This is a genomic window from Mixta sp. (assembly GCF_024610815.1).
In the GTDB taxonomy this organism is placed as follows: Bacteria; Pseudomonadota; Gammaproteobacteria; order Enterobacterales; family Enterobacteriaceae; genus Mixta; species Mixta calida.
Genome location: NZ_JANION010000082.1, coordinates 1 through 11,443, shown reverse-complemented (window position 1 = coordinate 11,443; position 11,443 = coordinate 1). Strand labels below are relative to the sequence as shown.

The window sequence follows — 11,443 nt, the reverse complement described above, 5'->3', positions numbered from 1 at the left end:
GTCCGACAATCAGCACGCTGGCCTGATGCAGCTTCTGCTGACCTTCCACGCCGAACTCCTCCAGCAGCAGCTGACGGCTGTAGCGCAGAAAATCCTGATCGTTAAGCATCGTCATCTTCTCCTGCGCCAGCTAACGCCAGCAGCGTCTCGGTAGCGGCGCGCCAGTCGTCGGCCTGAGTAATGGCGCTGACCACCGCGATGCTGCCCACGCCGCAGGCCAGCACCGCCGGAGCGCGTTCAATGCTGATGCCGCCGATGGCGACGGTCGGCATTGTGCCCAGTCGCGCAACGTGGCGCGTTAGCTGCTCCAGTCCCTGCGGCGCAGAAGGCATCGCTTTGGTTTGCGTAGGAAAGATATGGCCCAGCGCGATATAAGAGGGCTGAAAGGCGAGCGCCCGGTCAATTTCCCGATCGTCGTGCGTTGAAAGGCCGAGACGCAGCCCGGCGTGGCGAATCGCCTCCAGATCGGCGACGTCCAGATCTTCCTGGCCCAGGTGCACACCGTAAGCGTGATGCTTAATCGCCAACTGCCAGTAGTCATTGATAAACAGACGCGCCTGGTAAGCATGGCCCAGCGCAATCGCCTGCTGGATAGCGGGTTCTACTTCCTCTGCCGGACGATCCTTAATGCGCAGCTGTAGAGTGCGCACCCCCGCGGTTAGCAGACGCTCTATCCATTCCACGCTGTCGACCACCGCATAAAGCCCAAGCCTGGCGGGGCAAGATGGAAAAGGCTGACTCATGCTTTTCCCTCCGGCGTCAGGGCGTCCGCAGGATGATAAAGCTCGCCGCCGCGCTGACGAAATGCCTGTGACATTTGCGCCATGCCGACTTCAACAGGTTGCGCCTGCGCTTCCTGTTTGGCGGCATAGTCGCGCACCTCCTGCGTAATTTTCATTGAGCAGAACTTCGGACCGCACATTGAGCAAAAGTGCGCCACTTTCCCCGACTCCTGCGGCAGCGTTTCATCGTGATAGGCGCGCGCGGTATGCGGATCGAGCGCCAGATTGAACTGATCCTCCCAGCGGAATTCAAAGCGCGCTTTCGACATGGCGTTATCGCGGATCTGCGCGCCAGGGTGTCCCTTGGCCAGATCTGCCGCGTGCGCCGCGATTTTGTAGGTGATCAGTCCCTGGCGGACATCTTCTTTATTCGGCAGGCCGAGATGCTCTTTTGGCGTGACGTAGCAGAGCATCGCGCAGCCGAACCAGCCAATCATCGCCGCGCCGATGCCGGAGGTGAAATGATCGTAGCCGGGCGCGATATCGGTGGTCAGCGGGCCGAGCGTATAGAACGGCGCTTCGTGGCAGTGCTCCAGCTGTTCGGTCATATTGCGGCGGATCATCTGCATCGGCACGTGGCCGGGGCCTTCAATCATGACCTGTACGTCATATTCCCAGGCGATTTTGGTCAGTTCGCCCAGCGTATGCAGCTCGGCGAACTGCGCTTCGTCATTGGCGTCCTGAATAGAGCCGGGACGCAGTCCGTCGCCCAGTGACAGAGAGACGTCATAGGCGGCGCAAATTTCACAGATTTCACGGAAATGCTGATACAGGAAACTTTCCTGATGATGGGACAGACACCATTTCGCCATGATCGAGCCGCCGCGCGAGACGATGCCAGTCAGACGTTTCGCCGTCATCGGCACATAGCGCAGCAGAACGCCGGCGTGAATCGTGAAGTAGTCCACGCCCTGTTCCGCCTGCTCCAGCAGCGTATCGCGGAACAGCTCCCAGGTGAGGTTTTCAGCAACGCCGTTCACTTTTTCCAGCGCCTGATAGATCGGCACGGTACCGATCGGCACCGGACTGTTGCGCAGGATCCATTCGCGCGTTTCATGAATATAGCGGCCGGTGGAGAGGTCCATCACCGTATCGGCGCCCCAACGGGTCGCCCAGACCAGCTTTTCGACCTCTTCTTCGATAGAGGAGCTGACGGCCGAGTTGCCGATATTGGCGTTGACCTTCACCAGGAAATTGCGGCCGATAATCATCGGCTCCGCTTCTGGATGATTAATGTTGGCGGGGATAATCGCGCGGCCGGCTGCCACCTCCTGGCGTACAAACTCCGGCGTAATGTTTTCCGGCAGGTGCGCGCCGAAGCTGTGGCCAGGGTGCTGCTGGCGCAGTACTTCGCTACGAATGCGCTCGCGACCCATATTTTCCCGCAGGGCGATGAACTCCATCTCCGGCGTCACGATCCCCTGACGCGCATAGTGAAGCTGCGTAACCCGACGTCCCGCCATCGCGCGGCGCGGGCGCGGCAGATTATCGAAGCGCAGATGATCGAGCCCTTCATCCTTCAGGCGTTGTTGGCTGTAACTGGAGCTGAGCTGCGTCAGTTCGCTGTCGCCGCGCTGTTCGATCCAGGCGCTGCGCAGACGCGGCAGGCCCTGATGAACATCGATTTTCGCCTCGGGATCGCCATACGGGCCGGCGGTATCGTAAACAGGCACCGGTTCATTGGCTTCATAAATCGGATCGTTTTTATCGCCGCCGATCAGGGTAGGGCTGAGCTGGATCTCGCGCATCGGCACGCGAATATCGGGACGACTACCCGCAATCCAGATACGTTTAGAGTTGGGAAAAGCGGTACCCTGCAATGAGGAAATAAACTGTTGCGCCTGAGCGCGCTGTTCACGACGGTTGGGTTTAGCAGACATAGCAATCTCCAGAAAAAGGAACGTTGCTTGTCCGGAGCTCGGAAGGAGTAACGACACGCGGCCAGTACGGACTGACGGCGTGAAAAGATCTGTACTCTTGTTCCCTTCGCAGGTACTAACCTGATCAGGTTCCGCGGATCCCGAATAAACGGTCTCAGCCTAAAAGGCACTCCGACAAGATGAAAATCAGGCATCAGCAGAGCTGACAGCCTGGACCCGTCACGCTTAACGCCGTGGCGAGGTCATAAAAAAGCCCCTTCAGCATAAAGGGGCGTTTAAGAAACTACAAGGGTTTATAACAAACTGATAACCATCAGGCCGGACGTGCCATTGCCTGATCGTTTGCAGCCGCCAGAGCGGCGAGATTATGGTCGAACGCCAGCTGGATCAGCTTATCTTCCAGCGTAAAGCGCGCTTCCAGCGCTTCACCGACTTCCGAAAGGGCCTGCTGGAATTCCAGACAGTTATCGTGATCGATAGCCGCTTCAAGATGAGTATCATACAGTTGCATGATGGTTTCGGTATTAGCCTGCAGGCCGGGGTAAATTTGTGCCGCCGCCAGCAACGGGCTGTCGCCAGTCATCTCTTCGATGATACGTTCATAGACGCTAAAATGTCCGGTAGAAAGATAGTCCACCAGGTTCTGACAAAAATCATCAAGAGCTTTCTCATCAAGCGCAGTGAGTGATTCCTTATTCGGCTTGATGCCTACTACCTGATAATAAGCAACCAACAGTTGCCTGCGCGCATTTAGCCAAAAATCTACCAGTTCATTACTGCCACCTACGCGCTCGGTCAGAACGTCTAACTGGTTAAGCATGTTTGTCTCCGTGGGTTATAGTCTTACCGCTACTTATACTTAACATCAGTACAGAGGCTGTGTCCCGTATCTGTTCCAGTTTTAAGAATATTTACGGCCCCAGTCACAAAAGGCGTGCTGAAGCAAAGGATAACTTTTCTATGGAACGTGTGATTACAAGCGTAGACGCTGGCTGGTGGGTTGTCAGCCACGAACAGAAAATTTGGTTGCCGAATGGTGAATTACCGTTCGGTACGGCAGAAACATGGGATCTGGCGGGGTCGCGCGGCGCCATAATCGGCGAATGGCACGGCGAGCCGGTCTGGTTGATCCGCGAAAATCGCAGCGAAAATATGGGATCGATTCGACAAATCATCGATCTGGACAGCGGACTGTTTCAGCTGGCCGGACGCGGCGTCCAGCTGGCGGAATTTATTCGCTCGCACCGCTACTGCGGCTACTGCGGCCATGAAATGCATCTGAGCAATAGCGAAAACGCCTGCCTGTGCGGCCATTGCCGTCAGCGCTATTACCCGCAAATCGCCCCGTGCATCATCGTTGCTATCCGCCGCGACGATAAAATTCTGCTGGCCCAGCATGCCCGGCATCGCAACAGCATCTATACCGTGCTGGCGGGATTTGTCGAAGTTGGCGAAACGTTGGAGCAAGCGGTGGCGCGCGAAGTGATGGAGGAGAGCAACGTGCGGGTAAAAAACCTGCGCTATGTAACCTCGCAGCCCTGGCCTTTTCCTCATTCGCTGATGATGGCCTTTATGGCGGAATATGATGAGGGAGAGCTGCAAATCGACAATAAAGAGCTGATCGACGCCAACTGGTTTCGCTACGACGCCCTGCCGCAACTTCCGCCCGCTGGCACCGTAGCGCGTCGTCTGATAGAGGATACCGTGGCGCTCTGTCGCGCGGCGGATGAGCAACCGTAACGGCGACGTTTGCAGGGCTGGATAGATGCGCCTGAGGCGGCAAACTTGCTTAACCGGCGGCAATAACTGCTACACTAGGCGCCTGTATTTGAGAGAGCCTTATGATGAGCGAATTGAAGAACGATCGTTACCTGCGTGCCCTGTTACGCCAGCCGGTAGATGTGACGCCGGTATGGATGATGCGTCAGGCTGGACGCTATTTGCCGGAATATAAAGCCACGCGCGCGCAGGCAGGCGATTTTATGTCGCTGTGCAAAAACGCCGAGCTGGCCTGCGAAGTCACGCTGCAGCCGCTGCGTCGCTATCCTCTGGATGCGGCGATTCTCTTCTCTGATATTTTGACTATTCCCGATGCGATGGGGCTGGGGCTGTGGTTCGAGGCGGGCGAAGGCCCGCGCTTCGCCTCGCCGATTACCTGCCGTGCCGACGTCGACAAGCTGCCGATTCCCGATCCTGAGCAGGAGCTGGGCTACGTGATGAACGCGGTGCGCACCATCCGCAAAAACTTACAGGGCGCAGTGCCGCTGATCGGCTTCTCCGGCAGCCCGTGGACGCTCGGTACCTATATGGTTGAAGGCGGCAGCAGCAAGGCTTTCACCAAAATCAAAAAAATGATGTACGCCGAGCCGGAAACCCTGCACGCGATGCTGGATAAGCTGGCCGACAGCGTCACCCTCTATCTCAACGCGCAAATTCGCGCTGGCGCGCAGTCGGTCATGATATTCGACACCTGGGGCGGCGTGCTGACCGGACGCGATTATCAAGACTTCTCGTTACAGTATATGCATAAGATCGTTGACGGCCTGATCCGCGAACATGACGGGCGCCGCGTGCCGGTTACGCTGTTTACCAAAGGCGGCGGTCAGTGGCTGGAAGCGATGGCGGCGACCGGCTGCGATGCGCTGGGCCTGGACTGGACCACTGATATTGCCGATGCGCGCCGTCGCGTGGGCGATAAAGTCGCGCTGCAGGGCAATATGGATCCGTCTATGCTTTATGCATCGCCTGCGCGTATCGAGCAGGAAGTGGCGACTATTCTGGCAGGTTTCGGCCAGGGTAACGGACACGTATTTAATTTAGGACATGGCATCCATCAGGATGTGCCGCCTGAGCACGCAGGCGCGTTTGTGGAGGCGGTGCATCGGCTGTCATGTCCTTATCACAAGGAGTAGACATGGATATACAGGCATTACGAGCCGAACAGTTGCAGCGCGCCGCGGAAGTGGTGCGCCATGATGATTTCGATGTGATGCCGCCGCGCCTGATTGGCGGCGCGGACGTAGGATTCGAGCAGGACGGCGAGGTGACGCGCGCCGCCATGGTCATTCTGGAATATCCTTCGCTGAAGCTTATCGAATATAAGGTGGCGCGCATCGCCACCATCATGCCTTATATCCCCGGCTTCCTCTCCTTCCGCGAATATCCGGCGCTGCTGGCGGCCTGGGAGATGCTGGAGCAAAAACCTGACCTGCTTTTCGTCGACGGCCACGGCATTTCGCATCCGCGTCGGCTCGGCGTCGCCAGCCACTTCGGCATGCTGGTGGATGTGCCGACCATCGGCGTGGCGAAGCGCCGTCTGTGCGGCCGTTTCGAGCCGCTGGACGACGAGCCGGGTTCGCAGCAGCCGCTGATGGACAAAGGTGAAAAGATCGGCTGGGTCTGGCGGAGCAAAAAACGCTGTAATCCGCTGTTCGTCTCTACCGGCCATCGCGTCAGCATCGATACCGCCTTAGAGTGGGTGCAAAAGTGCATGGCGGGCTACCGTTTGCCGGAACCGACGCGCTGGGCGGACGCCGTCGCCTCAGAGCGCAGCGCCTTTCTGCGCTGGCAGAAGGGTTAGCCGTGCCGCAAGGGTCCTTTTGCGTTACACTGCCGCCAGAATGATGCTGAAGAGACCTTATCATGTTACGTAACCCTATCCACCTGCGCCTCGAAAAGCTGGAAAGCTGGCAGCATGTGACCTTTATGGCCTGTCTGTGCGAACGCCTCTATCCCAACTACTGGGCGTTTTGCCAACAGACCGGCTTCGCCGATGCGCAGCGCTACCGCCGCATTCTCGATCTGATTTGGGAATCCCTGACGGTCAAAGACGCGAAAATCAACTTCGACTCCCAGCTGGAAAAGCTGGAAGAGGCGATCCCGCTGGCAGACGATTTCGACGTCTATGGCGTTTATCCGGCGATCGACGCCTGCGTCGCTTTAAGCGAGCTGTTGCATTCGCGTCTGAGCGGGGAAACGCTGGAGCATGCTATCGAAGTCAGCAAGGCGTCCATCACCACCGTAGCAATGCTGGAAATGACTCAGGCTGGTCGGGAAATGACCGACGAGGAGTTGGGCGAACTGCCGGCGATAGAAGAAGAATGGGACCTCCAGTGGGAGATTTTTCGCCTGCTGGCGGCCTGTGAAGAACGGGACCTGGAATTGATAAAAGGATTACGTTCTGACCTGCGGGAAGCCGCGACAAGCAACATCGGTATAAAAATAGAGCAATAAGGCGATAAAACGTGACTTCACGCCTGAATTGTCGCGCCTAAAGGCTTCACATCCGCCCCCTGTCTGGTCTACATTTGGGGGGCTGAAAAATGTGGCTATCGGTGCGTGCAGGCTGAAGAGTGTCAGAATCTGGCAATTCCCTCGCACTCGATGCTTAGCAAGCGATAAATACACTGTAAGGATAACTTATGAACAAGACTCAACTGATTGATGTAATTGCAGAGAAAGCGGATCTCTCCAAGTCCCAGGCTAAAGCTGCGCTGGAATCCACCCTGGCTGCAATTACCGAGTCTCTGAAAGATGGTGATGCTGTACAACTGGTTGGTTTTGGTACTTTTAAAGTTAACCACCGTGCTGAGCGCACTGGCCGCAACCCGCAGACTGGCAAAGAAATCAAAATTGCTGCTGCAAACGTACCGGCATTCGTTTCTGGTAAAGCACTGAAAGACGCCGTTAAGTAATCGCGTTGCAGTGAAAGGTTTAACGAGGGCGGCAATTATTGTCGCCCTTTTGTTTTTGTGTCGTCGTTATCATAACGGAGCATCATGAAGCGGCTATTGGCACTTCTGACGTTGCTGCTGGCAGGATGCAGCTCGCAGCCGACGTTGCCCGCTTTTACCGCCAGCGGCTATCTGGCCGATCGCGGCGCGGTGCGCATCTGGCGTAAGACCGAAGATCACAGCGTGCATATGCTGACGGTGTTTACGCCGTTCCAGGAGGGCGCGTCGGTGTTTACGCGCTACAGCTGGCAGGATGAAAACCTGGTCAGCATTGAACGTCATCTCAGCGGCGCTAAGCCGGATGACGTAACGCTGCGTTTCGACCGCGACGGCGGGCTGAGCTTTATGCAGCGTCAGTTGGCCGACCGGCGCGAAGCGGTAAGCGAACAAACGGTAGAACTGTATAAATTCGACGCCCAGCGGATGCTGAAAATCAGCGATGCGCTACTGGCCGGACGCGTGCTGCTGAAGCAGGGGCGCTGGCAGGGCGACGATAGCGTGCGAACCTGTCAGGGCGAGACGGTAAAGCCAGCGCTGGATGAGAGCGAATGGCAGCGCATTCGGTTCTGGCCGCATCAGGCGGATGTGAAGCTGAGCGTTGCGTGGCTGGAAGCGCCAGCGGGGACGCAGCTGATACAGGTATCAACGGAAGATGATTGTCAGTGGGAGCCGCAGGAAGCGGATTTTTAAACGGACGGCACAGAGAAAGAGGCGGCCCCGCCAGCAGGGCAGGACCGCAATTGATTACTTACGGTTGATGGCGCGATAGCCGATATCGCGGCGGCAGAAACTGCCTTCCCATGAAATGGGCGACGCCAGCTCATAGGCGCGACGCTGCGCTTCAGCGATATCTTTCCCCAGCGCCGTTACGCACAGTACGCGACCGCCATGGGTGAGTACTAAATCATCTTCAAGCTTCGTTCCGGCATGGAATACTTTGCCGTCCGGCAGCGCTTCGAGCGGCAGACCGTGAATCGCGTCGCCGATGCGATAGTCGCCCGGATAGCCGCCGGCGGCCAGCACCACGCCCAACGCCGGGCGATCGTCCCAGCGCGACTCCGCATTATCCAGCTTGCCTTCGCAGGCCGCCAGACACATCTCAACCAGATCCGACTGCAGGCGCATCATGATCGGTTGCGTTTCCGGGTCGCCGAAGCGGCAGTTGAATTCAATGACTTTCGGCTGGCCGTCCTGACCAATCATCAGTCCGGCGTACAGGAAGCCGGTATAGACGTTGCCTTCGGCCGCCATGCCGCGCACCGTCGGCCAAATTACCTCGTCCATCACGCGCTGGTGGATCTCTGCCGTCACGACCGGCGCTGGCGAGTAGGCGCCCATACCGCCGGTATTCGGGCCGGTGTCGCCGTCGCCCACGCGCTTATGATCCTGGCTGGTGGCCATCGGCAGCACATGCTCGCCGTCCACCATGACGATAAAACTCGCCTCTTCGCCGTCCAGGAACTCTTCCACGACGATGCGGTGTCCGGCGTCGCCAAACGCATTGCCTGCCAGCATATCGCGCACCGCCGCTTCCGCTTCCTCCAGCGTCATGGCGACGATAACGCCTTTGCCCGCCGCCAGGCCGTCTGCTTTAATGACGATCGGCGCGCCTTTGGCATGCACATACTGCAGCGCCAGCTCGACGTCGGTAAAGTTTTGATATTCAGCCGTCGGGATTTTATGTCGCGCCAGGAAATCTTTGGTGAACGCCTTAGAGCCTTCCAGCTGCGCGGCGGCCTTAGTCGGACCGAAGATTTTCAGGCCCGCTTTGCGGAACGCATCCACGACGCCTTTGACCAGCGGCGCTTCGGGGCCGACGATGGTCAGGCCGATATTTTCTTTCTGCGCGAAATCGAGCAGTGCCGGAATATCAGTCGCGGCGATGTCGATATTTTGCAGCGCTGGCTCCAGCGCGGTGCCTGCGTTGCCTGGGGCGACGAATACGCGTTCCGCCAGCGGAGACTGGGCCGCTTTCCACGCCAGCGCATGTTCGCGCCCGCCGTTACCAATAATTAAAATATTCATCTGTTTCTCCCAAAGCGATTAATGGCGGAAGTGACGCATATCGGTAAAGATCATTGCGATGCCGTGTTCATCGGCGGCGGCAATTACCTCATCGTCGCGGATAGAGCCGCCCGGCTGAATCACGCAGCTCACGCCAACGGCCGCTGCGGCGTCAATGCCGTCGCGGAACGGGAAGAACGCATCAGACGCCATCGCGGAGCCTTTTACTTCCAGTCCTTCGTCGCCCGCTTTAATGCCAGCGATTTTTGCGGAGTAAACGCGGCTCATCTGACCGGCGCCGATGCCGATAGTCATATTGTCGCGGGCGTAAACGATAGCGTTGGATTTCACAAACTTCGCCACCTTCCAGCAGAAGAGGGCGTCACGCAGTTCCTGCTCGGTCGGTTGACGCTTGCTGACCACGCGCAGCTGGTGGCTTTCCACCATGCCCAAATCGCGATCCTGCACCAGCAGGCCGCCATTAACGCGTTTAAAGTCCAGCCCCGCCACGCGCTGCTGCCAGGCGCCGCAGGTCAGGACGCGCACATTCTGCTTCGCCGCCGTCACTTTCAACGCCGCTTCACTGGCGGAAGGCGCGATGATCACCTCAACGAACTGGCGGCTAATAATCGCCTGCGCAGTGGCTTCGTCCAGTTCGCGGTTAAAGGCGATAATGCCGCCGAATGCAGAGGTTGGATCGGTTTTATAAGCGCGCTCGTAGGCGTCCAGCAACGAATCGCCTACGGCGACGCCGCAGGGATTGGCATGCTTAACGATCACGCAGGCAGGCTCATTGAATTCCTTCACGCACTCCAGCGCGGCGTCGGTATCGGCGATGTTGTTGTAGGAGAGCGCTTTGCCCTGCAGCTGCTGTGCGGTGGCGACGGAAGCTTCTTTAATCTCTTCTTCTATATAGAAAGCGGCCTGCTGATGGCTGTTCTCGCCGTAGCGCATATCCTGCTTTTTAATAAAGTTCAGGTTCAGCGTACGCGGGAAGCGCCCGGACGGGGCATTGGTCTCGCCGTGATAGGCGGGCACCAGGCTGCCGAAGTAGTTAGCGATCATGCTGTCGTAAGCGGCGGTATGTTCAAACGCCTTGATCGCCAGGTCGAAGCGGGTTTCCAGCGTCAAAGAATTTTCGTTGGCGTCCAGCTCGGCCACGATCGCCTGGTAGTCGCTACTCTTTACAACGATCGCGACATCTTTATGGTTCTTGGCCGCGGAGCGCACCATGGTCGGTCCGCCGATATCGATATTCTCTACGGCGTCTTCCAGCGAGCAGCCTTCGCGCGCGACAGTCTGGGCAAAGGGATAAAGGTTAACGACGACCATATCGATAGGGGAGATCTGATGCTCATTCATGATCGCATCATCCTGACCGCGACGGCCCAGAATGCCGCCATGAACTTTCGGATGCAGAGTTTTAACGCGTCCATCCATCATTTCCGGGAAACCGGTATAGTCAGAGACCTCTGTTACCGGCAGGCCGGCATCAGCCAGCAGGCGAGCGGTGCCGCCAGTAGAGAGCAGCTCGACGCCCCGGCTGGAAAGAGCCTGAGCGAATTCGACGATACCGGCTTTATCAGACACGCTGAGCAGAGCGCGGCGTACAGGACGACGTTGTTGCATGGTGGTTTTATCCCTTGGCTTTGGTTCGCAAGTAAAGAGCGTTACATCAAGTTTAAGCCTGTACGGCGATAAACTTCAGGTAACGCCCCATCAGGGGCGCGCATTAACGTCGGCTGGCATTGTAGCGAAAACGTTTGCGCGATGCTCGACTAAATTAAAATGGGAGCGGTATGTGGGTAATTCTGTGGATAACTGGGTATAAACCCCGCTTTTGCTGAGGATTGCAGCAAACAGTCAATTTATCGCGATTTAGCGGTTGCAGCGCCGCGAGAACTCCCTATAATGCGCCTCCATCGACACGGCACAACGGCTTACGCCACGCGGTGTTGAGCGGTTCAGCGAAGCCTGAATCGCCGGAGAAAAACTTCTGAAAAAGGGGTTGACTCTGAAAGAGGAAAGCGTAATATACGCCACC

11 protein-coding genes, 1 pseudogene and 1 riboswitch are annotated in these 11,443 nt (G+C 57.5%); of the genes and pseudogenes, 6 read left to right on the top strand and 6 right to left on the bottom strand.

The features are described 5' to 3' along the window. From MYY08_RS05320 to MYY08_RS05305, 4 genes and pseudogenes are all read right to left on the bottom strand, one after another. Positions 1 to 109, bottom strand: a pseudogene (locus tag MYY08_RS05320) (molybdopterin-synthase adenylyltransferase MoeB); the annotation flags it as partial. After that, entirely contained in the window at positions 102 to 743 is a 642-nt protein-coding gene (gene thiE, locus MYY08_RS05315) for a thiamine phosphate synthase (protein ID WP_038629799.1), read from the bottom strand. The pseudogene MYY08_RS05320 and the gene thiE, both read right to left, overlap by 8 nt. Beyond that, positions 740 to 2,662 (bottom strand): phosphomethylpyrimidine synthase ThiC, encoded by a 1,923-nt coding sequence (gene thiC / locus MYY08_RS05310; RefSeq protein ID WP_038629800.1) that lies wholly within the window; start codon positions 2,660 to 2,662, stop codon positions 740 to 742. Before thiC ends, thiE begins: the two co-directional genes overlap by 4 nt. 84 nt (positions 2,663 to 2,746) lie before the next feature. Continuing rightward, a riboswitch (TPP riboswitch) is annotated at positions 2,747 to 2,846 on the bottom strand. A 129-nt stretch (positions 2,847 to 2,975) separates the two neighbouring features. Further along, positions 2,976 to 3,482 (bottom strand): Rsd/AlgQ family anti-sigma factor, encoded by a 507-nt coding sequence (locus MYY08_RS05305; protein ID WP_038629801.1) that lies wholly within the window; start codon positions 3,480 to 3,482, stop codon positions 2,976 to 2,978. Positions 3,483 to 3,622: 140 nt separating this feature from the next. Between MYY08_RS05305 and nudC the strand changes: the two genes are divergently transcribed. From nudC to MYY08_RS05275, 6 genes are all read left to right on the top strand, one after another. Continuing rightward, complete coding sequence (nudC, locus tag MYY08_RS05300; RefSeq protein ID WP_038629802.1) at positions 3,623 to 4,402, top strand: NAD(+) diphosphatase; 780 nt, start codon at positions 3,623 to 3,625, stop codon at positions 4,400 to 4,402. A gap of 104 nt (positions 4,403 to 4,506) precedes the next feature. Next, the gene (gene hemE / locus MYY08_RS05295) at positions 4,507 to 5,574 is read left to right on the top strand and encodes a uroporphyrinogen decarboxylase (RefSeq protein ID WP_190296910.1); all 1,068 of its coding nucleotides are present in this window, start codon (positions 4,507 to 4,509) and stop codon (positions 5,572 to 5,574) included. Positions 5,575 to 5,576: 2 nt separating this feature from the next. Next, entirely contained in the window at positions 5,577 to 6,242 is a 666-nt protein-coding gene (gene nfi / locus MYY08_RS05290; RefSeq protein ID WP_038629803.1) for a deoxyribonuclease V, read from the top strand. 62 nt (positions 6,243 to 6,304) lie between these two features. Continuing rightward, the gene (locus MYY08_RS05285; RefSeq protein WP_038629804.1) at positions 6,305 to 6,895 is read left to right on the top strand and encodes a YjaG family protein; all 591 of its coding nucleotides are present in this window, start codon (positions 6,305 to 6,307) and stop codon (positions 6,893 to 6,895) included. 188 nt (positions 6,896 to 7,083) lie between these two features. Beyond that, positions 7,084 to 7,356, top strand: coding sequence for a nucleoid-associated protein HU-alpha (gene hupA / locus MYY08_RS05280; RefSeq protein WP_038629805.1), 273 nt, complete (start codon positions 7,084 to 7,086; stop codon positions 7,354 to 7,356). 84 nt (positions 7,357 to 7,440) lie between these two features. Continuing rightward, complete coding sequence (locus tag MYY08_RS05275) at positions 7,441 to 8,085, top strand: DUF1481 domain-containing protein (RefSeq protein WP_038629806.1); 645 nt, start codon at positions 7,441 to 7,443, stop codon at positions 8,083 to 8,085. 54 nt (positions 8,086 to 8,139) lie between these two features. Here the strand turns inward: MYY08_RS05275 and purD are convergent, their stop codons facing one another. Both purD and purH read right to left on the bottom strand, forming a co-directional pair. Beyond that, positions 8,140 to 9,420: a phosphoribosylamine--glycine ligase gene (purD, locus tag MYY08_RS05270; protein WP_038629807.1), complete on the bottom strand. Its 1,281-nt coding sequence runs from the start codon at positions 9,418 to 9,420 to the stop codon at positions 8,140 to 8,142. 18 nt (positions 9,421 to 9,438) lie between these two features. Next, entirely contained in the window at positions 9,439 to 11,028 is a 1,590-nt protein-coding gene (purH, locus tag MYY08_RS05265) for a bifunctional phosphoribosylaminoimidazolecarboxamide formyltransferase/IMP cyclohydrolase (protein WP_038629808.1), read from the bottom strand. Positions 11,029 to 11,443 lie beyond the last annotated feature (415 nt).

Bases quoted from the DNA above. Each gene is read 5' to 3' on its own strand.
- thiE (WP_038629799.1), bottom strand. From the start codon at position 743: ATGAGTCAGCCTTTTCCATCTTGCCCCGCCAGGCTTGGGCTTTATGCG.
- thiC (WP_038629800.1), bottom strand. From the start codon at position 2,662: ATGTCTGCTAAACCCAACCGTCGTGAACAGCGCGCTCAGGCGCAACAG.
- MYY08_RS05305 (WP_038629801.1), bottom strand. From the start codon at position 3,482: ATGCTTAACCAGTTAGACGTTCTGACCGAGCGCGTAGGTGGCAGTAAT.
- nudC (WP_038629802.1), top strand. From the start codon at position 3,623: ATGGAACGTGTGATTACAAGCGTAGACGCTGGCTGGTGGGTTGTCAGC.
- hemE (WP_190296910.1), top strand. From the start codon at position 4,507: ATGAGCGAATTGAAGAACGATCGTTACCTGCGTGCCCTGTTACGCCAG.
- nfi (WP_038629803.1), top strand. From the start codon at position 5,577: ATGGATATACAGGCATTACGAGCCGAACAGTTGCAGCGCGCCGCGGAA.
- MYY08_RS05285 (WP_038629804.1), top strand. From the start codon at position 6,305: ATGTTACGTAACCCTATCCACCTGCGCCTCGAAAAGCTGGAAAGCTGG.
- hupA (WP_038629805.1), top strand. From the start codon at position 7,084: ATGAACAAGACTCAACTGATTGATGTAATTGCAGAGAAAGCGGATCTC.
- MYY08_RS05275 (WP_038629806.1), top strand. From the start codon at position 7,441: ATGAAGCGGCTATTGGCACTTCTGACGTTGCTGCTGGCAGGATGCAGC.
- purD (WP_038629807.1), bottom strand. From the start codon at position 9,420: ATGAATATTTTAATTATTGGTAACGGCGGGCGCGAACATGCGCTGGCG.
- purH (WP_038629808.1), bottom strand. From the start codon at position 11,028: ATGCAACAACGTCGTCCTGTACGCCGCGCTCTGCTCAGCGTGTCTGAT.